Below are 22,644 nucleotides of genomic sequence, written 5' to 3' on the forward strand. Positions count from 1 at the left end.
AAAAACTACGCGAATTTTCAATCCTCTTTGCTCGGTTTATTACTAGCTACCAAGTTGAAAAATCGCATATTTCAGGAATACATTAATAGACCTCTTGCGAAAGTAAAAACCACCTCAATCTAAATTTCATGAGATATCAGAAATTAAATCGTTTTTCAGATTCTGAATTCCAGCGCTTGGTTGGTGTACCTCGACCAGTTTTTAGTGAAATGATCGAAGTTTTAAAAGAAGTAGAATCACTTAAAAAGAAATCTGGGCGTCCTCATACTTTAGCTATAGAGGATCAATTATTATTAACACTCAATTACTTACGGAATTACAGCACTCAATTGGAGTTGGCTGCAAATTACCATATCGCTGAAAGTAATGTGAATCGAACCATTAAAAAGGTTGAAGATGCATTGATGAAATCAAGACGGTTTACTCTGCCAAAACGAAGCATTACCACAGCAGACGAACAGTTTAACTGGGTCATTATTGATGCGACAGAATGTTCAATAGAACGTCCGAAAAAAAAATCAGAGTAAGTTCTACAGTGGTAAAAAGAAGAAACATACGCTAAAAGCACAAGTGATCTATCATCCGAACAGCAAACAAATCATAGGGCTAGATATATCGAATGGCAGTCAGCATGACATTAAATTGGCAAGAAGAACGGTTAAAAAATTCAAACATTGTAAATATGTTATGACCGATTTAGGGTACTACGGATTAGAGCAAGATGGCTTTAAATTATTGATGCCAATAAAGAAAAAGAAGAATTTACCCTTATTTGATGTTGAGAAAAAGTACAATAAAATGATTGGAAAAATACGAGTTGTGATCGAACATATTAATAGTCAATTGAAAACATTTAGAATATTAAGTGAACGCTATCGAAATAGACGGAAAAGATTCGGTTTACGCATTAACTTAATCGCTGCACTGGTAAATCGGATGAACTTGCAATAACGACTTTCGCAAGAGGTCTAATATTATTATAATTTTATAAATTCAGCGCAGTTATTCTATACAGTATAACTGATAAAGCGTATTCAAAATTGAGTGCATCTTGTCATCCTTTATAGAATAGAAAATTTGTTTGCCATCACGACGTGTTGAAACGACATCACTTTTACGTAACATCATCAATTGTTGTGAAAGAGTGGGTTGGGTGATTTGGGTTTTCTCTTCGATTTGAGAGACATTTAACTCCTCATGAGCTAAGTGACATAAAATTAATAAACGGTCAGGGTTAGCTAAAGACTTTAATGTGCCTACGACTGAATCAGCCGCATTTTTCATTTCTTCAATTTGGAGTCCATCTTTCATACTTTATACCTATATCAATATGGCCGGCATAGTATAGATTGATCTTAAGAAAATGAATGTAGCAAAACTAATCAATCCAATTGTTTTTGTTGAAAAGGTTTATAAGTGTAATTGATAAATATATAACATTATTAAGGTATAACAATAATTTGTAGTTGTTTTGTGTCAAAAGTGTTGCATTGTGTGAGAAGCGTAATTGTTAAGTATAAATGAAACAAAGTCAAAGGAAAAAAATCTTATTTTAAGTTCTATCTATAGTTAATTCTGATTTATCTATGAAAGGGTAATAAAAAAAGATTGAGTTTTTACTTTTTAAAGATATAATTGATTCTGTACAGACAGGTCTGTATATTCTAGTTTGGGATGATAGTCCAAAAAAAACGTCTAACTCTAGGCTAGAATGACTTTCAGACGCAGCGTGATGAATAAGAAGAAGATTCAACAATATAAGAAGAATAATATCACGCTTTATTTTTTACTGTGCAACTTTTTCAAACTCAATAAGCTTCTCTACACGTTTCCAGTAGTCATTAATTTTTACTGAGCCGTGCTCAACCTGAGCTTGAATGGTCATACCTTCTAAAATATTGACTAACAGTAATGCTAAAGGACGAGATTCCTCAATTTCATGTTGAACAAGAAGATCCTGCATTAACTGAGTCAACCATATTTTGTATAAAGTCGCAGGTTGGTGAGTTGAAGGGTATTGCTTTAATACTTCTTCTAAGGCTTTTTGAAACATACAGCCATTAAAATCTTCGCTATTAAACCAATCTGCATACCATAAAAAGATTGCCTTAATACGGGCTAATGGATCATTTTCGTCTTGTTTAGATATAGCAGCAGTAAGAGAATTTTGTAAAAGTGAGTTTCTTAGTAATAAACACTCTTCAATTAGTTTCTCTTTGGAAGGGAAGTATTTGTAAAATGTCATTTTTGCTACACCAGACTCACTGATGATACGATCAACCCCTATAGAGTTATAACTATATGAGTTAAAAAGTCTTAATGCAGTGGTAATAATGTCATCTTTTTTTGACATATTTTAGTAGCCTCACACAAAAAATTTGCTCTTAGCCTAAATGGTCGAGTGTATAAATAAAAAGCAAGAACGCACAATTTTACATTGTATTGATTGTTATTGATAGAAAAAAATAGGTTTTTTAAAAACAATAGAAGGGCAAAGCATAATGCTCTAGGTATATATTTTATATTTGCTGAAAAAATTTCTATGTCTTAATTAGACGTATTTACTAGATAATTTTTTAATTTAGAAAATAATTTTAAACCATAGAAATGTAACCGCAAAATAGATTTATAGATTGGTATATTTAAACATTTATTTATAAAAGAAAAAAGGAGAAATTTTAGAATTTTCTCCTTTTAACCTATTTAGTCAATATTATTCTGCCGGTGGCAATAACATAAGAATTGAATCATTCAATAATTGAACAATGTTTTCTAAAATCTCTACATTGCTTAGCTGGTTATTAAATGGAATACTTTCTCCATCTGCTATTGTTTTGAGTTGAGTGGCAAAAGATTCCACTATCGTTAAATCTTCTCCATTGCCCCAAAACTTTAAAACTCCATTTTGTTCTGTATAAAGTAGGCGAGAGGCTGGTTCTAGCAATAATTCATAACCTTCTGTCAAAATAGCATTGAGGTCTTCAACTTCTATCTCGTCTGGTTCAGGAATATTATCTGGATATTTAGGTTCAGTCATATATGCCATGATGGCAGCATCAAGTACTGATGAATTTTGCAATTGAGCTAAAACCAACCCTCTTAAATACGCTAATTCTTCTGTATTAATTTCACCAACTTGAGAAATACTCTTTCGGTCAATATCTATGACAGGGTTTTGTAGTAATTCATCGGTAGCAAATTGGTCACTAATTCTGTCAATCATGCCAGAAATATTAGGCATACGGAAACCAAACGAGAAAGTTAAGCAATCATCTTCAGCAACACCATAATGTGCTAAGCCAGGTGGAACATATAATAAGTCACCAGGAGCTAAAACTTCGTCAAAATGAACATCTATGTCTGGCAATAATTTTAATGGTTGATTTGGAACAAATTCAGTGGTTGCATCACACATTTGGCCTAATTGCCAACGGCGGTGTCCATGTCCTTGAACAAGAAATACATCATAAAAGTCAAAATGTTTTCCAACTGAGCCGCCTTTAGGTGCATAAGAAACCATAATGTCATCACGACGCCATTGAGGAATAAAAGGAAATTTCTTCCATAATTCCGCTAAATCGAATGAGTAATGATCAACTGCTTGTACTAACAGTGTCCATAGCTTTGGTAATTTTTGAAAGTCACCTTTAGTTAGAGGAGAAGACTTTACGTGCCACTCATTTGGATTTTTGTCTTTTTGACGAATAAGACGTGCGCTAACATGATCTTCTAAAGCGAATTCTTTCACATCATTTGGCTCTAACACGCCAATGATTTCAGGCATGGCATTACGCACAAGTAATGGTTTTTTCTGCCAGTATTCTGATAAAAACTGTTCAGCAGTAATGCCGCCTAAAACGGTTAAAGGTTCTGTCATGGAGATAACCTATAAATAAACTAATAAATATTAAGGAATTTGAAGTTCAAGCTGTCTTAAAATCTGACAAAGCTGAATCATGGGTAAGCCCATTAGGGTGGTTTGATCTTGGCCTATCATTTTCTCAAATAAACTAATGCCAAGACTTTCACACTTAAAACTTCCCGCACAATGAAGGGGTTGATCTAAATCGATATATCTTTCAATTTCTGAGTCGCTTAAATTGCGAAATTTAACTTGATAATGTTCAACTAGAGTGTGTTCAAAGCTTTTTTCAAGACATTGAACACTTAAGGCTGTACTAAAAAAGACTGTTCTGGCTGAGTTTGCTTTTAACTGAGCTTTAGCATTTTCAATAGTCAAAGGTTTGCCAATAAAATCATGAGGTGCATGTTCTCGCCATGCAACCTGATCTGATCCAATTACAATTGCTTCCGGATTTTTCTGAGCAATAACCTGAGCTTTAGTAAAAGCCAGTCTTTTAGCTAAATCATCAGCATGAGTCTCGCCACGAGAACTTTCATCAATATCTGGACTGATACAGATATATTCGATGCCCAAATGATTCATCAAATCCTTACGCGTTTGACTACTCGATGCCAAAATAATTTGGGGGTGTTTCATTACACTGCGTATTCCATTAATACATCTAATGGGACATAACTTAATACTGCTTGATGGCAGGCATGAAGTTTGACAGGTGGAGCTTGACCAGCTTGATATGCTTCTACCCAACGAGTTACACAAATGCACCAGAAGTCACCTGGCTGCAGGCCAGGGAAGCCAGCTTCAGGTAAAGGAGTAATGAGATCGTTGCCAACTTTTTGCGAAAAATTTAAAAAGTCAGACGTCATTTGAGCGCATACAGTGTGTTGCCCAAGATCTGTTACTGCTGTATGGCAAAAACCATTTCGAAAATATCCGGTAATAGGATCAAAACAACAGCTCGCTAAAGGCTCACCTAAAACATTTAAACGATTGATTTGTGGATCGGGATGAATAGACATAATCGATGAAATATTAAATTACTACCTCTATCATAATCAAAACTTTGGCTTTCTACAGCTTTTATGCAAAAAAACTAACCTTTTTTGATGTAATCATTTAAAATTGGCGCGTTTTTAAAATCATAAAGAGAGCTTTACATGAATTTTCAGCGCATGACTGACCTTAACTTAGCAGGTAAACGTGTACTTATTCGTGAAGATTTAAACGTTCCTGTTAAAAATGGTGTGATTACCAGCGATGCTCGTTTACGTGCGGCACTTCCAACAATAAAAGCTGCTTTAGAAAAAGGCGCTGCTGTAATGGTATTTTCGCATTTAGGTCGTCCTGTTGAAGGTGAACCAAAGCCTGAACAATCACTTGCACCAGTTGCAGCATATTTAACTGAAGCATTAGGCCAAGAAGTTAAATTATTTACTGATTATCTTGATGGTGTAGAGGTTCAGGCTGGACAAGTTGTTTTGCTTGAAAATGTTCGTTTTAACGTTGGTGAAAAGAAAAATAATCCTGAGCTTGCACAAAAGTATGCTGCTTTATGTGATGTATTTGTGATGGATGCATTCGGTACTGCTCACCGTGCAGAAGCTTCTACTGAGGGCGTAGCACGTTTTGCTCCAGTTGCAGCTGCTGGTCCTTTATTGGCTGCTGAATTAGATGCGCTTGGCCGTGCAATGCAAACACCTGAAAAACCAATGGTTGCTATTGTTGCTGGCTCTAAAGTTTCAACAAAACTTGATGTTTTAAACTCATTGTCTACTATTTGTGATCAACTTATTGTTGGTGGTGGTATCGCAAATACTTTCTTAGCGGCCGCTGGTTACAACGTTGGAAAATCTCTATACGAAGCTGACTTGGTAGAAACAGCAAAACAAATTGCTGCTAAAGTAAGCGTTCCACTTCCTACAGATGTTGTTGTAGCGGATGCATCTCAAATTAACTTTGAAGATTTCTTGGGTTCTTTAGCGGCTGCACAAGCAGTTGTTAAAAAAGTTGAGGATGTAACTGCAAACGATATGATTTTAGATGTTGGTCCTGAAACAGCTAAAGCATTTGCAAATATTTTAACAACATCAAAAACGATTCTTTGGAATGGTCCCGTTGGTGTGTTTGAAGTTGATCAATTTGGTGAAGGTACTAAGGCACTTTCTCTTGCAGTTGCTCAATCTGATGCATTCTCGATCGCTGGTGGCGGTGATACTTTAGCTGCGATTGATAAATATAATGTTGCTGACCAAATTGGTTATATTTCAACTGGTGGTGGTGCGTTCCTTGAATTTGTTGAAGGTAAAACTTTGCCAGCAGTGGCTGTTTTATTAGAACGTGCATAATACATATATGTAAAAATAAGAAGGGGTTGGGTTCAACCCCTTTTTCATTGATAAGTCATTAAATTGTCATATTACTGAAATAAAATAATGAGCACTAAATCACCAATTGTGGAAAATAGTGATGAATTTAAAACTTACCTTAGCTGCTTTATTAATTGTTCCAGTGATGTTGACTGCTTGTGCGAAAAAAGAAGAGTCTTCTAAAGCAGGACAAGATGCAGCATCTACAGCAGTTTCTGATAAAGTAACTCCTGAACAGCAAGCTACAATTGATTCGCTTGATAAGCCAGTTTTAGATGAAAAGAATACAGATGTGGTTGAAGGTAGTGCGTCTAGCGAGGCGGCTGCTTCAGAAACTCATTAATTTGTTGTTTTTTGTTAAAAAGTCCCTGCAAATGCAGGGATTTTTTTTGAAATACTGTGATTTGTTGCTGAATTGAAATAAATGACAAGGTAGAATAAGCCGCACTACCTGGGAGGATATTATGGCACTCATTTCAATGCGCCAGCTCTTGGATCACGCTGCGGAACATAACTACGGCGTACCAGCATTTAACGTAAATAACTTAGAACAAATGCGTGCAATTATGCTTGCCGCAGATGCAACCAATTCACCTGTAATTGTTCAGGCATCAGCTGGAGCTCGCAAATATGCAGGCGCTCCATTCTTACGCCATCTTATTTTGGCTGCAATCGAAGAGTGGCCGCACATTCCAGTGGTAATGCACCAAGACCATGGTACTAGCCCTGATGTATGCCAACGCTCTATTCAACTTGGTTTTAGCTCAGTGATGATGGATGGTTCATTAGGTGCTGATGGTAAAACCCCTACAACTTACGATTACAACGTAGATGTAACTCGTCAAGTCGTAGCAATGGCTCATGCTTGTGGCGTGTCTGTTGAAGGCGAAATCGGTTGCTTAGGTAGCCTTGAGACAGGTATGGCTGGAGAAGAGGATGGTGTTGGTGCAGAAGGTGTACTCGATCATTCTCAACTTTTAACTTCTGTTGATGAAGCGAAGCAATTCGTTGCTGACACGAATGTTGATGCCTTAGCAATTGCTGTAGGTACTTCACATGGTGCTTATAAATTTACACGTCCACCTACAGGTGACATTTTAGCAATTGATCGCATTAAAGAAATTCATGCGGCATTACCAAATACTCATCTTGTAATGCACGGTTCAAGCTCTGTACCACAAGAATGGTTAAAAGTAATTAATGAGTTTGGCGGCAATATCGGTGAGACTTATGGTGTGCCAGTTGAGCAGCTTGTAGAAGCAATTAAACATGGTGTACGTAAAATCAATATTGATACTGACTTACGCTTAGCTTCAACAGGTGCAATTCGTCGTTTCATGGCGGAGAATCCAGCTGAATTTGATCCACGTAAGTACTTTGCTAAAACTGTCGATTCAATGAAGCAAATTTGTATCGATCGTTATGAAGCCTTTGGTACAGCAGGTAATGCTGACAAGATCCGTCCAATTTCATTAGAGAAAATGGTGGATCGTTATAAATAATTCCCGATAGGGTTTGATTTATGGAAACCGGTTATTTATGTAACCGGTTTTTTTATTATCTAAATCTTATCCATAAAAAAACCTGTGATAAACACAGGTTTTAATTAAATAAAAATTAACTTACTTTTGCAGATTCTTTTTGTCGAGACTTGGATCTTTAATCTCTACATAAGCATTTGCACGTACTTCACGTAACCAGCTATCAATTTCAGTATTGAATTGACGTTCACCTAAAATTTGACGTGCCATACGCTCTTGATATTCGTGAGTCATATCTTTTTCGCGTTTGTCTGTCACTTGTAGAATATGCCAGCCAAATTGAGTTTGGAAAGGTTCACTAATTTGACCTACAGGAATTTCCTGCATTTTTTTATCAAACTCAGGTACCATCATTCCTGGATTAACCCAGCCTAAACTACCACCGTCACGCGCGGAACCTGTATCGTTTGAATAAGTTGCCGCAAGAGTGGCGAAATCTTCACCTGCCTTCAATCGCTTGTAAATGCTATCAATGATTTGTTTTGCATTTTCAGGACTTACTACTTCGGAAGGCTGAATAAGAATATGGCGTGTTTGATACTGTGGTACCAAGGCTTTTTGTTCATTTTGCTTGCGTTCTAAGAGTTTTAGAACATGTACACCATCTCGTACAGAAATTAGATCAGTGGTTTGACCATCTTGTAGGGGAGTAATACGGGCAGCGAGTTCAGCCGGAATATCAGAAAGGGGACGGAATCCCATGTCTGCACCTTCAACTTTTACTGTTGCAGTTGAAAGTTTTTTGAGAGCATTTAAATCATTGCTTTGAGCCAGCTTTGAACGAACTTCTTTAGCTACACTTTGAACTTCTTGAGGATTGTCTCCAGAAATTCGCATATGGATCACATGTGCCTGATTGCCTAGAGCAGCTTGACCCTGTGGTGATTTTAAGAAATTGTCAACATCTTGATCACTAATCTTAATACGTGACATCACTTGCTGTTGGCGTAGACGATTAATTGCTAAATCTTCAGCAATACGGCCACGTAAATTTTCATACGTTCCTGGAGCAATCGCATCTAATTTTTGTTGAAATGCTTCTAAACTTTTACTGCCAGATTGACTCGCTACTTTAAGTACTGCCTCGTTTAGGCTTTTCTCATCAGGTTTAATACCATAACGTTTTACTTGTTCAAGTTGAGCTTGACGCAAGATGAGTTGGTCTAAAACTTGAAATTGTAAGTATTGTTGAGGTGGTACTTCTTTTTTTTGTGACTGTAACTCGTGAGTGGCTTCTGCCATTCCCTGTTCAAGGTCACTTTTTAAAATTACGCTATTGTCCACAATTGCCACAACTTCATCAGTGGGTTGGGCAAAACTATGCATTGATGAAGATATTAATACAGCAAGGGTTGTTGCTTTAAAAAACTGTTTAAGATGCTTTGCCTTCATTAACGTTGTGTCCAAGATTGATTAATTTTGTTAAAACCTAAAACGCGATTTTCAAGTATAGATGCAAGTTTGTTATTTAAACCACCTAAACCTTTAAGTGTGACTTCAGCCATAATCGCGCGTTTCTCGTTAACATTAGGAGATTTTGGATCATCTAGGTCGTTATAGTAAGAACGACCGTAGACTGAGATACCCCAGCAACATGATTCATAGTTAACACCTAATAACAGCTCACGAGCCACATCATTGTCCATGTCATATTGAACAAGACCCATAATACGCCAGTTGTCTTTAATTGGTTGTATAAACGATGCAACAACTTGGTCATAGTTATCTTGGCGACCAGGGATATCTTTACGATAGAAGTAGCCTAAGTTATATAGGTTGCCTTTGTCACCCGTGTAGTAAACTTGGAAATCACGCTGTGCGTTATCGCCGTTTGACATCCAAGCTGAATTTGCTGCAATCGTAAAGTTCTGGTTAAGTTGGCTTGTTAAGCTTACAACTGGTCCTGTATTGCGTTCGGTATCAAATGTATCAGGTTGATTTTGTAGAGTTACACGTCGATCTTCAAAATAATAGCTTTGACCTACACTTGCACGTAAACGTTCTAAACCTACTGTATCAAAAAGGCTATAACTTACGCCAAGTGATAAGAAATTGTTGTCTTCAAGGCGGTCATGCCCATAGAAGCGGTAAGGGTTAAAGAGTTGATCGTAGTTAACTGAAGCAGAGGTTGAATCGAAGTTTGGATAACCATTCTGATCTTTATAAGGGGCATAGGCATAAAATGCACGTGGAGTAATTGTTTGAAGATATTTACCATCACGTTCAAAAGTAAGACCAGTATCTAAAGTAAACTGAGGTACGACGACTGATTTAGACTCTGAACTGGCATCTAAACCTTGTGAGGCAATGCTATCTTTGTCATAAAAAGTCTGGATAGAACGTACAGAAACTTCAGGAATAACAAAAGCTGCTGGTGTACGATAGTTATAACGTGTTGCAAACTGGTTATAAATACGTGTACCGCTACTTTCCTGAGCAGAACCATCATTAATTGATTTTTTAAAGTATGCAGTATCGTTATTAAATTCGTACTGTAGACCTTGTGGATTACCAGTTACGTAGTTTAATAAGAACTGTGGTAAACGGGCATAAGGTTTATTCGCATCCAAAACTGAAGGATCTAGCGTCTGGAAGTCTTCAACTTTAAGCTGAGCTTTTAAACCCGGAATACCATGTTGATAGTTCAGTTCCCAAGCTCTTCGTAGATTTACATCGGTTTTAGAGTTTGGACTGCTGTCTAAGTCTGCAAAATAGTCTTTATCAGATGCATAGTGATATTCAAGGTTAGTAGACCATTGATCATTAATATTCCAGTTGTGGAGGAAATTAAAATCTTTACGGTCTTTATCGTTATATTCTTTATCAGATGGAAGAATACCGCCTGATATTACCCCTGCACCGAAGCCATCCGTTAAATAGCGAAATTCACCTTTGAGCATAGCTCCACGTTCTGATAGATATCGTGGAGTAATCGTTGCATCATAATTAGGTGCAAGATTTAAATAAATTGGAACAGAAAGTTCACCGCCACCACCACTATTTGAGAAACCTGAAAAACCAAACTGTGGGTTAAGCATACCCGTAGTTCGACGGTCATCAATTGGGAAGTTAAAGTATGGAACTGCTATAACTGGCACATCTTTAACATAGATTTTTGCATTACGAGTGACGCCTCGACCAGTTTCCTGATTTAGCTCAATTTTATTAGCCTGAATTTTCCAAGCAGGCTTTTGGCCTGGTGGACAAGTGGTATAGCTTGCATCATTAAGAACCATTACATTTGGAGAGGTTCTTTCGATTTTTCCAGCGTGACCATGTGCATGCTGCTGTTCAGAAATATAAAAACTATTATTTAAATCACCAGTTTGAGTCTTTAAATTGTAATTAATTTCATCACTTTGAGAGAGTAAGCCGCCTTGGGCTAACTGCACTCGACCTTGTGCATGAGCAAATGTTTGAGTTTTATCGATGGTAACTTTATCGGCACGTACAGTACGACCTTCTTGATCTATTACTACGTTTCCTTCTAGCTCAGAATCGCCAGCAGGGTTGTAATGACCATAATCCGCCGTTACAACCGATGTAGCCTTATCTGCATCTAATGCTTTAGTTTCAGGATTAATCGGTGTAATCCAAGTTCCTTGGCAAAATGCCGAACTCAAATATTTATTATTGCGCAACTGCGCTTCAGGTGCAGATTTATCAACATAATATTGTTGAAAGAATTCCTGCCCAGGATAGGCTTCCTTAATACTCGCCTTAAGTTGATTATTGTCTATGTTGGAGACAACACCAGCTGACTCAGCATAACTTGATTGTATGGAGCCACATAAGAGCGTAAAAATAGCGGTCGCTAAAGGATTAAATTTAAACTGATGCTTCATTGTCTCATTAACCAAGTATGCTAATTCACAATTAATTATTGTCGCATCATAGAGAAAAAGTTTATAAGTGGCTACACTTAACCCTTCAAAAATCTCAGCTTGTTTTAGATTTTATTGCAAATGAATACACAACGTGAACAATTGATACATACATGGCTTACATCTGTTCTTGAAAATGATCAATTTCAGATCGCTTATTTAGCAGGGGATGCCAGCTTTCGCCGTTATGCTCGCATCCAGTTACAAAATAAAACTTATATGCTTATGGATGCGCCTCCTGAAAAAGAAGACTGTGTTCCGTTTGTAACCATTGACGAATTTTTTGCAGGGCATGGGGTTCGAGTGCCTCAAATTGTTGCAAAGGATTTAACACAAGGTTTTCTATTGCTAGAAGATTTTGGTGATGTGCTGTTGTCGACATTATTAAATGATGCAACAGTTGATCAATATTACGAACAAAGCTTTAAACAGCTCACTCATTTGCAATCAATTAATGGTATTGATCATTTCCCAGCTTATTCTTATGAAAAGCTTATGTCTGAAATGCAGCTGCTAACAGATTGGATGTTGCCATCACTTGGGATTCATCCAACGGCTGAGCAAAAGAAAACTATTGATGACGCATTTGATTTCTTAGCTCATGCTGCATTGGCACAACCGCAAGTTATTGTGCATCGTGATTTTCATAGTCGTAATTTAATGAAAATTAGTAATGAAGAAGAATTGGGGGTAATCGACTTTCAAGATGCGGTTATTGGTGCCGACACTTATGATTTAATCTCGATTACACGTGATGCGTATGTACAGTGGAATGCTGAGCGTGTTTATCAATGGTTTAAAGTTTTCTATGAGCTTTTACCAGCATCTGCTAAACAAAACCGAACTTTTGAGCAATTTAAACGTGATGCCGATTTAATGGCAATTCAACGTCATATCAAGATTTTGGGCATTTTTGTTCGTCTGTTTGAGCGAGATGGTAAGTCTGGATATTTAAAAGACTTGCCGCGAGTCATGTGGTATTTAATTGAAGAGAGTCGTGGTTATCATGAGCTTGATGACTTCATGACGTTTATTCGTAACTCAGTCATGCCTAAGTTTATAGAAAAATATGGCCCCTATGAGGTAGCAGCATAATGAAAGCAATGATTCTTGCTGCTGGCTTGGGCAATCGTATGCGTCCACTTACGCTATATACACCAAAGCCTCTGCTTGAGGTGGGGGGTAAGCCACTTATTGTGTGGCATATCGAAAAGCTTAAGAAAATTGGTGTGACTGAAATAGTCATCAATTCTGCCTGGTTGGCTGATAAGCTCATCAGTAGCTTAGGTGATGGTTCTCAATTTGGTGTGGACATCCGTTGGACACGAGAAGAAGAAGGGCTGGAAACAGCTGGTGGAATTATTAATGCTTTGCCACTGCTTGGAACAGATCCATTTATTCTAGTGAATGGTGATGTATGGACCACAATGGGTTTTGAAGCGCTACGCGATATTAAGCTAAATGATGATTTAGCTCATCTTGTGTTGGTTGATAATCCTAAACAACATCCTGAAGGCGACTTTACATTATTGGATGGACGTGCTTTTGCATTCGATCAAGATGTGAAGGGCGAGAATCTCACTTTTAGTGGGGTATCTGTTATCAATCCTAAGCTCTTTGATGGATTGGAGCCTGGTAAACGTCCGTTAGCACCATTGTTGAAGCAAGCGATGCAGAATCAAAGAATATCTGCTGAAAAGCTTAAGGGTGCATGGGTGGATGTGGGAACGCCTGAACGTTTAATGGAGCTAGATTTGCAAATTCGTGAAGGCTTCTACGATTAACTGCGTAATCCCTAATCGTTAAATAGTGTTCCACGATGCATAAATGGGTATACTTTGTTTTAAATTTTACTTAGATGTTATTTGTTTATGCATCCATTTTTTCAAGAGTTACAACAGGGTAGTCAAAAATTAGGTTTGTCGCTTAGCGATGAAGCTTTGACATTATTGTTAAAGTATCAAGATGCTTTGGTACTTTGGAACAAAGCTTATAATCTAACAGCGATTCGTGATCCGAAAGAGATGTTAGTGAAGCATTTGTTAGATAGCCTAAGTATTTTGAAAGATTTACCACCAGGTCGATTGCTTGATGTTGGTACTGGTGGTGGTATGCCAGGCATGATCATTGCTTTATGTCAACCAGAGCGCTCTTGTGTATTGCTTGACTCAAATGGTAAGAAAATTCGTTTTTTGAAACAGTTTATTGCTGACCTTAAGCTTAAAAACGTAGTAGCTGTGCAAACGCGTGTTGAAAATCAAGATACAATTGATGAGCTTGGTCAATTTGATGTGATCACAAGTCGTGCATTTGCATCTTTAACTGATTTTGTTGAGGCTGCACGTCCATATTTACATGAGCATAGTATAATTGCTGCGATGAAAGGATTGATTCCAGTTGAAGAAATGGAAGAGCTTAAGCAGGAATTTTCATGTAAAGTGATTGAACTGCATGTACCAAGACTTGATGAACAACGTCATTTACTTTTACTTCAACGAATTTAAATAAAAAGTATTAGGGTTACCATGGCTCAAATTATTGCGATTGCAAACCAAAAAGGTGGTGTTGGTAAAACAACGACTGCAGTAAATCTTGCAGCATCACTTGCTGTATTGAAAAAACGTGTATTACTTGTTGATATAGATTCACAAGGTAATGCTACGATGGGGTCTGGTATTCAAAAGAATGATCTACTTTACTCAATCACTGATGTGTTATTGGGTGAAGTGCCAATTGAAACTGCAATTCAAAAGGCAGAGGTTGGATATAAAGTTTTGGGTTCAAACCGTGAGCTTTCAGGTGTTGAACTGGCAATTGCCGAACAAGAAGGTCGTGAGTTCATTTTAAAGAATGCTCTGAACGAAATTAGAAATTCTTTTGACTATATTATTGTTGACTGTGCCCCTAGCTTAAGTTTAATTACGGTAAATGCCTTGGCTGCCGTAGATAGTGTAATCATTCCTATGCAATGTGAGTACTATGCATTGGAAGGTTTGGCTGATTTAACCCAAACAATCGATCGTATTCAAAAAGCATTAAATCCTGATTTAGAAATTATCGGTGTTTTACGTACGATGTACGACGCACGTAATGCCTTAACTCGCGATGTATCAGCTGAGTTGGAGCAGTATTTTGGTAAGAAACTTTATGACACTGTGATTCCACGTAATGTTCGTTTGGCCGAAGCGCCAGCGCATGGTTTGCCAGTGATTTATTTTGAAAAGAGTTCAAAGGGTGCAGTTGCATACTTAAATCTTGCAGCTGAGATGTTAAAGAAAAGTAAAGTAAAGAAAGGAAGTAAAGTATGAGCATCAAAAAACGCGGATTGGCGAAAGGGCGTGGTTTAGATGCATTACTTGGTTCAATTCAAAAAGAAAAATTACAATTAGAAGCTCAAGCACTTGATCATGGTCAGTTAAAGCAAATTGATGTGAATTTGTTGAAGCGAGGTGAATATCAGCCACGTCGTTTTATCCATGAACATGATTTACAAGAATTGGCATCCTCTATTGAAAAACATGGGGTAATGCAACCAATTGTTATCCGTCCTGTAGATGATGAAGCTCATCCTTACGAAATTATTGCAGGTGAGCGTCGTTGGCGTGCAGCACAAATTGCCGGTTTAACTGAAATTCCAGCAATTGTTCGTGATTTAAATGATCAGGTCGCGATAGCTTTAGCACTTATTGAGAATATTCAACGTCAAGATTTAAATCCAATTGATCAAGCCTTGGCATTACAACGTTTTCATGATGAATTTGGTTTGAGTCATCAGGAAATTGCCGATACTGTAGGTAAAGCGAGAACAACGGTCAGTAACTTGTTGCGTCTATTGAGTTTGGCTGATGACATTAAAGAATTTATGCAACAAGGCCAGCTTGATATGGGCCATGCTCGTGCCATCTTGACTTTAAAAGGTAAAGAGCAACTTGAAGTAGCTAAAATTGTCATTGAAAAGGGATTATCCGTTCGTCAAACTGAGCAATTAGTACGTGATTGGAACGAACCTAAACAGGAAAAGGAAAAAACTCCTGTTGCACCAGACATTGAGCAATTAACTCAGAAATTATCGGAACGTTTTGGTGCCAATGTTAAAATTGATCATAACCAGAAAGGTAAAGGGAAACTTGTTATTCATTATCATTCACTCGATGAGTTAGATGGTATTTTGAATATTTGTTTGCCAGATTAATTCTAAGTTAGGTCATATATTTCTAATTTATATTCTTGGGGAAGAAAATATGTGGGAACTTGTGAAAGCGGGCGGCTGGTTAATGCTGCCTTTAATTTTGTGTTCAATTTTAACGGTCGCTATTAGTATTGAACGTTTTATACGTTTGAGACGTTCACAAGTTTTGCCTAAAGCACTGATGAGTGATGGTAGTGCAGATATTTCTCATATCATTACAAATTTGGAGCAAGATACTGATGCCTCAAGTACAGCATTAGGAAATATTCTAAAAGCTGGTTTTGAGCATCAGGAGCATGGAGAGCAATTTGCTCGGGCTCAAATGGAAGCAATGGCTTCTCAAGAAATTTCTTATTTAGAAAAAAATATTAACTTCTTGGGAACTTTAAGTGCTATAGCACCTTTGCTTGGGTTACTTGGAACAGTTGTAGGGATTATTGAGTCTTTTCTCGTGATTGATTTTGGTTCGGCAGGTAGTCCAAGTTTAATGATTCCTGGTATTTCAAAGGCCTTGATCACGACAGCGGTTGGAATGCTCATTGCAATTCCTGCACTTATTTCTTATCGTTATTTTCAGAGAGTGGTACAAAATTACATTGCGGAGTTAGAGCAACAATCTACACTCTTTCATGCATCATTGTTTTATAAACGTTCTTCTGTTGTGCAAGAACATCGCCGTGTTGGTTGATGGGTAGGTAGCAATATGAAGTTTAAACGTTCTCAAGTTGAAGACATTCATATCAATCTAACGCCCATGATTGATTGTTTATTGTTCATTCTGGTGTTTTTATTGTTATCTACCACTTTTAATCAGCCAAGTCGCATCAATCTAACTTTACCAGATGCCCAAGGCGTCCCACCAAAACAGTACGATCATAAAATTGAAGTCGTGGTAGACTCTAGCGGTCATTACGCTGTCAATGGTCAAGCATTGTCTACCAAGGAAGTCGCTGATTTGAGCACTGCAATTAAGCAAATTGCTCAAGAGCGCCGTGATTTTATGTTTATCATCGCTGCAGATGCAAAAGCGTCTCATCAGGATGTTATTCGTGTTATGGATGTAGCAGGACAACTCGGTTTTGTTAACATCAATATTAGTACCAAAGTTCCTTCTAGAGGTTTTTCTGAGTGAATCAAGATTTTAAGGTTTATTTGCGTCTCATATCCTATTTAAAACCTTATTGGGGCGTGGCCTTATTAGTTCTTATCGGATTCGGTATGAACTCAGCAACAGAGGTTTCTGTTGCTAAGCTCATTAAATTTATTATTGATGCCATTCAAAATGCGAGTAGAGCGGATCTAGACTGGTTCCCTTTATTAATCATTTTATTAGTATTTTTCCGTGGCTTAGGCCTATTTATGGGCGGCTACTATACTGCTGTTATCTCCCGTAGTTTAGTTTTTAGTATTCGCCAAGAAGTTTATGCAAAGCTTTTAAGACTGCCGGCTCAATATTATCTCGATAACTCTTCGGGACATATTACAGCTAAAATTATGTATAACGTTGAGCAACTCACAGCTGCTTCATCTGAATCATTAAAAACTATTGTTCGTGATGGTATGATTACATTGGGGCTACTAGGTTATTTGTTTTATACAAATTGGCGTCTGACCCTTTGTATTATGGTGTTCTTACCTATTATTGGGGTTTTGGTGCGCAAAGCATCAAAAAGAATGCGTAAACTTTCACTGCAAGTTCAGGACACTATGGGCGATGTTAACCATGTCGTACAAGAAAGTATTAGTGGTAATGCAGTTGTTAAAAGTTTCGCTGGTGAAGACTCAGAACAAGAGCGTTTTTATAAGTCGTCTGAAGAGAATCTAAAACGCGGTTTAAAAATGGTGATTGTACAAAACCTAAATAGTCCTGTTGTTCAAGTTGTAATGGCTTGTGCAATGGCTCTTATTGTATGGTTAGCCTTAAGACCACAAATTTTAGGAAATACCAGTGCTGGTGAGTTTGTTGCGTATATTACAGCAGCAGGACTTCTTTCTAAACCTGTTAAAAACTTAACTGACATTAATGAAAAGTTGCAGCGTGGTTTAGCGGCAGCACATTCAGTTTTCGAATTATTAGATTTACCTGAAGAAGAAAATACCGGTCAACTTAAACCTCAATTGCAAGGTGCAATTCGTTTTGATCATGTTGTGCTTAACTATGCTGATGGTACTCAGGCGATTAAAGACTTTTCTTTAAATATTCGCCCAGGTGAGACAGTTGCATTGGTAGGGCGCTCGGGTGCTGGTAAAACTTCATTAGTGAATATGTTGGTACGTTTTCAAGAAGTCTCAAGTGGTCAAATTTATTTAGATGACTTACCAATACGTGATATAGAACTTTCAAGTTTGCGCACACAAATTGCAATGGTTAATCAGCAAGTTGTTTTGTTTAACCGGACTGTACGTGAAAACATCGCTTATGGTCAGTTACATAATGCAAGTGATGAAGAGGTTATCGCAGCAGCAAAAGCTGCTTACGCCCATGACTTTATTATGAACTTACCAAATGGTTACGATACTGTTTTAGGTGCACAAGGTCTAAACTTATCTGGTGGTCAACGTCAACGTATAGCAATTGCTCGTGCAATTTTGAAAAATGCACCAATTCTTATTTTAGATGAAGCGACAAGTGCGCTTGATAATGAATCTGAACATTTTATTCAGCAAGCATTTGATGAGGCGATGCAAGACCGTACAACGATTGTGATTGCTCATCGTTTATCTACAATTGAAAATGCAGATCGTATTGTTGTATTAGATCGTGGACAAATTGTTGAGCAAGGCACTCATCAAGAATTACTTGCTAAGCATGGTGCTTATTATCAATTACATCAGCGTAATTTTGAGGACAACTAAGCATGTCTTTGGCCCAGCTAATACAAAACGCATGGAATAAGCAATCAAGTTGGTTGATTGTTTTGCGTCCGTTGTCATGTTTGTATCGTGCTGGGTTTTTATTGAATCGTTATTTTTATAATTCAGGTTTAAAAAAAACCTATAGTGCACCTCTACCAGTCATGGTAATTGGCAATATTACAGTAGGTGGTAGTGGCAAAACTCCATTATTAATAGAACTAGTCAATTACTTAAAACAGCATAATGTAAAAGTAGGCGTAATTAGTCGCGGTTATGGTGGAGCTGGTCCTTTTCCTATGTTGGTAACATCGGCCAGTCAGGCAGCTGAAGCAGGGGATGAGCCTGCTTTGATTGTACAGTCAACTGGTGTGCCTATGGCAGTAGGACCGAATAGACAGGCTGCAATCGAGTTATTATTAGCATCCACAAAACTAGATTTAATTATTAGTGATGATGGATTACAACACTGGGCTTTAGGTCGTCAAATAGAATGGATTGTGCTTGATCAAAATCGTGGACTTGGAAATAGAAAGTTATTACCAGAAGGCTATTTGCGTGAACCTGCTGAACGTTTAAAAACGGGTACAGTAATCGAACATACATTTGCCCCTTCAACAGCAATGTATATGCATCTAGAAGCGGGGCATCCTTACTTATTGAATCCTTCTTCAGCAATTGAATTATCATTCAATACACAAAATAATTACCATGCAGTAGTGGGTATTGGTTTTCCTCAGCGCTTTTACCAAACACTTAAAGGTTTAGGTGTAAATCAATTTCAAGAGCATGCATTTCGTGATCATCATGATTACGTTATTGATGACCTTGTATTTAATGATGATCAGCCTATCATTACGACTGAAAAAGATGCGGTTAAGTTGTTACCTTTACTTGAAAAGTATCCAGAATTTAAACGGCCTATTTGGGTCGTACCTGTTAAAGCAGTTTTGTCTGCAGAGTGCTATCAGGTTTTAAATCAGCAATTGCAAAAGCTTGATATTCAAATATCTTAGGAAGAAAAAATGAAACACATCGTTATTCCAGCACGCTTCTCAAGTTCGCGTTTGCCAGGTAAGCCATTGTTACTTATTCATGATCGTCCTATGATTTTACGTGTCGTAGATCAGGCAAAGAAAGTTGAAGGCTTCGATGATTTATGTGTAGCAACTGACGACGAGCGTATTGCTGAAATATGCCGTGCAGAGGGTGTTGATGTTGTTTTAACAAGTGCTGACCATCCATCGGGGACAGATCGTTTAAGCGAAGTTGCTCGTATTAAAGGATGGAATGCTGATGACATTATTGTAAATGTACAAGGTGACGAGCCTTTACTACCAGCTCAACTTGTTCAACAGGTTGCCAAGCTTCTGGTTGACAAACCAAATTGCTCAATGTCTACATTATGTGAGCCTATTCATGCATTGGATGAATTTCAGCGTGATAGCATTGTGAAAGTGGTTATGTCTAATCAAAATGAAGCTTTATATTTTAGTCGTGCAACTATTCCTTATGATCGAGATGGTGCTAAACAAGCTGAACCAACTTTACATACCCAAGCATTTCGTCATTTAGGTTTATATGCTTATCGTGTGAACTTGTTACAAGAATATGTTACATGGGACATGGGTAAACTTGAAAAGTTGGAAAGTCTTGAGCAATTACGTGTTTTAGAAAACGGGCACCGTATTGCTATTGCTGTAGCAGAAGCAAATTTACCGCCGGGTGTTGATACCCAAGCCGATCTTGACCGTCTAAATAATTTGCCTGTTGAGTCTTTTGAGTAAGTGTTAATTTAATGAATCAGAATGTGACTTCTAAGGTTTATCCGTGGCAACAGACAATGTGGGAAACGTTAACAACACGTTTTCCTAATATTGGGCATGGCTTATTATTTTATGGTAAACAAGGTTGTGGTAAGCATGCTTTTGCCAAGCATTTTTTAGCATGGGTCCTTTGTTTAAATAAACAGCCTCAGGGGGCTTGTGGTGAGTGTAGTAGCTGTCAATGGTTAAAATCAGACACGCACCCGAACTATGTTCATATCACGACTGATGAAGAAAATAAAAAACAGAATGCAAAAATTAAAATAGAAAAAATTCGAGATCTATTGCCATTTGTCCAGCAAACTGGTGAAGGATGGCGTGTTATTGTTATTGAACCAGCCGAAGCTTTAAATCTTGCATCATCAAATGCGCTGTTAAAAACTTTAGAAGAACCCGGTGAGCGTGTTGTTTTAATTTTGTTGGCTGATCACTATTTGAAATTACCAGCCACCATTCGAAGTCGCTTACAGCATTTTGCTTTAGACCGTATTTCATATGAGCAGGCAACATCTTATCTAAATGAGCATTTGGCTGAAATTGCGTCAGTGCCACCTGAATTATTGTTAGGTCTTTCTAATGATATGCCTTTACAAGCAGTTGAAATTGCCACGAGTGATTGGTTTGCGAAAAGACAGTCCTTTTTAGAAGACTGGACTAAGGTAGTTAATCAAAAAAACATGCCTTTATTTTATTCGGTTAAATGGCAAAAAGAGCTTAACTTTAGTGATTTTATGATGCTTCTTGAATACTTGTTAGGAGATTTAATTTGTGTCAAGCTCAATCAACCACAGAAAAATATAGATTTACAGTACGTTCAATTGGCGCAAAACTATAATTTAGAGAGCTTATTCAGTCTTTATGAGGAATTGCAGCAATCTAAAAGATTAGTTGAACAAAATGTACAAACACAACTCATCATAGATCAACTTTTTATAAAATTAATGAACGTTTAAGGGGAAATTATAATGCAACCACAAATGGGTGGAATTATTCAGGTCAATATTCCTGATAGAGCAACCTTACAAGCAAGCTATATGGGGTACGTACAAGGTGGGGGCTTATTTGTGCCATCGAAGCAAAAGGTGAAGATGGGGCAAGAAATTTTTATTTTAGCTACGTTACCAGAACAATCACAAAAAATCCCTTTAACTGGTAAAGTAGTGTGGATTTCACATAAGCAAAGTGGTTTTAAGCCTCAAGGCTTCGCAATCCAATTAAGTGGTGATAAAGGCATTTACTATAAAGCTGAGGCTGAACGGATTTTAGCTGGTAGTATGTCTTTAGATCGTCCAAGTTATACTATGTAAGCAGATAGGAAAGAACAGTGTTTGTTGATACCCATTGCCATTTAACAATGTTAGATTTAACACCTTATAATGGTGATTTAGATCTTGCCCTTGCTGCTGCGCGAGCAGAAGGTGTCTCTAAGTTTATGGCAATTTCAGTTGACCTTGATGATCATATTGCTTTAGCTGAAATCGCAAAGCGTCATGAAGACGTTGGGTATACCGTTGGTGTGCATCCTTGTGAGGATGTAGACATCATGGCCCGAGCAACGACTGAGTATCTGACTGAGTTAGCTCAATCAGAAAAAGTGTGGGCTTTAGGTGAGACAGGCCTAGATTATTACCATAGCACTGATTTTATTAATGAGCAAAAGGCTTGTTTTGCTCGACATATTCAAGCTTCTAAAAGTGTAAGAAAGCCAGTAGTTGTTCATACGCGTTCAGCAAAACATGATACGGTAGATATTATTCGAGCTGAACAATCTACGCATGGTATTTTGCACTGTTTTACTGAAGACTGGGAAACAGCAAAAGCTGTATTAGATTGCGGGTACTATATTTCTTTTTCAGGTATTGTTTCATTTAAAAATGCTCAAGATTTACGAGATGTTGCCAAGCAAGTGCCTTTAGATCGACTTTTAATTGAAACAGATAGTCCTTATTTGGCTCCAGTGCCATATCGTGGTAAAACAAATGAACCAAAATACGTACCCTATGTAGCGAAAGCACTTAGTGAGGTATATGATAAATCGGTTGAGGAAATTGCAAGAATCACCTCGCAAAATTTCGAAAATTTACTCAAAGCGATTTAACTTATAGAAACTATACAAAGAG

The 22,644-nt window shown here is 37.5% G+C and carries 24 protein-coding genes; 17 read left to right on the top strand and 7 right to left on the bottom strand.

Annotated elements, in window-relative coordinates; genetic code table 11:
• Positions 1–128: 128 nt before the first annotated feature.
• A protein-coding gene (locus CSB87_RS18175) for an IS5-like element ISAba27 family transposase (protein ID WP_076611894.1) occupies positions 129–951 on the top strand; the annotation gives its coding sequence in 2 pieces (ribosomal slippage) (positions 129–509 and positions 511–951; 822 coding nt in all).
• A gap of 51 nt (positions 952–1,002) precedes the next feature.
• Here CSB87_RS18175 and CSB87_RS18180 read toward each other — a convergent pair.
• From CSB87_RS18180 to CSB87_RS18200, 5 genes are all read right to left on the bottom strand, one after another.
• Entirely contained in the window at positions 1,003–1,311 is a 309-nt protein-coding gene (locus CSB87_RS18180) for an ArsR/SmtB family transcription factor (protein WP_002050127.1), read from the bottom strand.
• 475 nt (positions 1,312–1,786) lie between these two features.
• A complete protein-coding gene (locus tag CSB87_RS18185; RefSeq protein WP_004709146.1) occupies positions 1,787–2,353 on the bottom strand; it encodes a TetR/AcrR family transcriptional regulator in 567 nt (188 codons plus the stop codon).
• A 360-nt stretch (positions 2,354–2,713) separates the two neighbouring features.
• Positions 2,714–3,877: a cupin domain-containing protein gene (locus tag CSB87_RS18190; RefSeq protein WP_004887505.1), complete on the bottom strand. Its 1,164-nt coding sequence runs from the start codon at positions 3,875–3,877 to the stop codon at positions 2,714–2,716.
• A gap of 30 nt (positions 3,878–3,907) precedes the next feature.
• Positions 3,908–4,501: a Maf family protein gene (locus CSB87_RS18195; protein ID WP_006581996.1), complete on the bottom strand. Its 594-nt coding sequence runs from the start codon at positions 4,499–4,501 to the stop codon at positions 3,908–3,910.
• Positions 4,501–4,884, bottom strand: coding sequence for a DUF2237 family protein (locus CSB87_RS18200; RefSeq protein WP_002050020.1), 384 nt, complete (start codon positions 4,882–4,884; stop codon positions 4,501–4,503). The genes CSB87_RS18195 and CSB87_RS18200 overlap by 1 nt, the downstream gene beginning before the upstream one ends.
• 138 nt (positions 4,885–5,022) lie before the next feature.
• On the opposite strand from CSB87_RS18200, the gene CSB87_RS18205 reads away from it, so the two are divergent.
• The 3 genes from CSB87_RS18205 (at position 5,023) to fba (ending at position 7,733) form a co-directional block, all read left to right on the top strand.
• Positions 5,023–6,210 (top strand): phosphoglycerate kinase, encoded by a 1,188-nt coding sequence (locus CSB87_RS18205; RefSeq protein ID WP_004887501.1) that lies wholly within the window; start codon positions 5,023–5,025, stop codon positions 6,208–6,210.
• Positions 6,211–6,331: 121 nt separating this feature from the next.
• Entirely contained in the window at positions 6,332–6,574 is a 243-nt protein-coding gene (locus CSB87_RS18210) for a hypothetical protein (RefSeq protein ID WP_004887500.1), read from the top strand.
• A gap of 121 nt (positions 6,575–6,695) precedes the next feature.
• A complete protein-coding gene (gene fba, locus CSB87_RS18215; RefSeq protein ID WP_002049840.1) occupies positions 6,696–7,733 on the top strand; it encodes a class II fructose-bisphosphate aldolase in 1,038 nt (345 codons plus the stop codon).
• Between the two features lie 120 nt (positions 7,734–7,853).
• On the opposite strand, the gene CSB87_RS18220 is transcribed toward fba, so the two are convergent.
• Positions 7,854–9,164, bottom strand: a complete 1,311-nt coding sequence (locus tag CSB87_RS18220) for a peptidylprolyl isomerase (protein WP_004887497.1) — start codon at positions 9,162–9,164, stop codon at positions 7,854–7,856.
• Positions 9,164–11,617, bottom strand: coding sequence for an LPS-assembly protein LptD (locus CSB87_RS18225; protein ID WP_031959419.1), 2,454 nt, complete (start codon positions 11,615–11,617; stop codon positions 9,164–9,166). The genes CSB87_RS18220 and CSB87_RS18225 overlap by 1 nt, the downstream gene beginning before the upstream one ends.
• 120 nt (positions 11,618–11,737) lie before the next feature.
• Here CSB87_RS18225 and CSB87_RS18230 point away from each other — a divergent pair, with 120 nt between their 5' ends.
• The 13 genes from CSB87_RS18230 to CSB87_RS18290 all read left to right on the top strand — a co-directional run bounded on the left by CSB87_RS18230 (position 11,738) and on the right by CSB87_RS18290 (position 22,622).
• Positions 11,738–12,751, top strand: coding sequence for an aminoglycoside phosphotransferase family protein (locus CSB87_RS18230; protein WP_004887496.1), 1,014 nt, complete (start codon positions 11,738–11,740; stop codon positions 12,749–12,751).
• Positions 12,751–13,440, top strand: coding sequence for an N-acetylmuramate alpha-1-phosphate uridylyltransferase MurU (gene murU, locus CSB87_RS18235; protein WP_002049766.1), 690 nt, complete (start codon positions 12,751–12,753; stop codon positions 13,438–13,440). The genes CSB87_RS18230 and murU overlap by 1 nt, the downstream gene beginning before the upstream one ends.
• 87 nt (positions 13,441–13,527) lie before the next feature.
• Positions 13,528–14,160, top strand: a complete 633-nt coding sequence (rsmG, locus tag CSB87_RS18240; RefSeq protein ID WP_002050181.1) for a 16S rRNA (guanine(527)-N(7))-methyltransferase RsmG — start codon at positions 13,528–13,530, stop codon at positions 14,158–14,160.
• A 21-nt stretch (positions 14,161–14,181) separates the two neighbouring features.
• Positions 14,182–14,964 carry a ParA family protein gene (locus CSB87_RS18245; protein ID WP_002050124.1) on the top strand — a complete coding sequence of 261 codons (783 nt, stop codon included), beginning with the start codon at positions 14,182–14,184 and terminating at the stop codon, positions 14,962–14,964.
• Positions 14,961–15,848: a ParB/RepB/Spo0J family partition protein gene (locus tag CSB87_RS18250; protein WP_004709129.1), complete on the top strand. Its 888-nt coding sequence runs from the start codon at positions 14,961–14,963 to the stop codon at positions 15,846–15,848. Before CSB87_RS18245 ends, CSB87_RS18250 begins: the two co-directional genes overlap by 4 nt.
• 49 nt (positions 15,849–15,897) lie before the next feature.
• On the top strand, positions 15,898–16,533 hold the full coding sequence (locus CSB87_RS18255; RefSeq protein ID WP_004887494.1) for a MotA/TolQ/ExbB proton channel family protein: 636 nt from the start codon (positions 15,898–15,900) through the stop codon (positions 16,531–16,533).
• Positions 16,534–16,548: 15 nt separating this feature from the next.
• On the top strand, positions 16,549–16,977 hold the full coding sequence (locus CSB87_RS18260) for an ExbD/TolR family protein (protein ID WP_004887492.1): 429 nt from the start codon (positions 16,549–16,551) through the stop codon (positions 16,975–16,977).
• The gene (msbA, locus tag CSB87_RS18265; protein ID WP_006580783.1) at positions 16,974–18,701 is read left to right on the top strand and encodes a lipid A export permease/ATP-binding protein MsbA; all 1,728 of its coding nucleotides are present in this window, start codon (positions 16,974–16,976) and stop codon (positions 18,699–18,701) included. Before CSB87_RS18260 ends, msbA begins: the two co-directional genes overlap by 4 nt.
• 2 nt (positions 18,702–18,703) lie before the next feature.
• Positions 18,704–19,714, top strand: coding sequence for a tetraacyldisaccharide 4'-kinase (gene lpxK / locus CSB87_RS18270; RefSeq protein WP_004887486.1), 1,011 nt, complete (start codon positions 18,704–18,706; stop codon positions 19,712–19,714).
• A gap of 9 nt (positions 19,715–19,723) precedes the next feature.
• On the top strand, positions 19,724–20,485 hold the full coding sequence (gene kdsB / locus CSB87_RS18275; protein ID WP_004887485.1) for a 3-deoxy-manno-octulosonate cytidylyltransferase: 762 nt from the start codon (positions 19,724–19,726) through the stop codon (positions 20,483–20,485).
• Positions 20,486–20,496: 11 nt separating this feature from the next.
• Complete coding sequence (locus CSB87_RS18280; protein ID WP_004887483.1) at positions 20,497–21,477, top strand: DNA polymerase III subunit delta'; 981 nt, start codon at positions 20,497–20,499, stop codon at positions 21,475–21,477.
• A 12-nt stretch (positions 21,478–21,489) separates the two neighbouring features.
• Complete coding sequence (locus CSB87_RS18285) at positions 21,490–21,831, top strand: PilZ domain-containing protein (protein ID WP_001183024.1); 342 nt, start codon at positions 21,490–21,492, stop codon at positions 21,829–21,831.
• Between the two features lie 17 nt (positions 21,832–21,848).
• A complete protein-coding gene (locus CSB87_RS18290; protein WP_004887481.1) occupies positions 21,849–22,622 on the top strand; it encodes a TatD family hydrolase in 774 nt (257 codons plus the stop codon).
• The last annotated feature ends 22 nt before the right edge of the window (positions 22,623–22,644 follow it).

This window comes from Acinetobacter sp. AR_0276, assembly GCF_003000705.1.
In the GTDB taxonomy this organism is placed as follows: Bacteria; Pseudomonadota; Gammaproteobacteria; order Pseudomonadales; family Moraxellaceae; genus Acinetobacter; species Acinetobacter nosocomialis.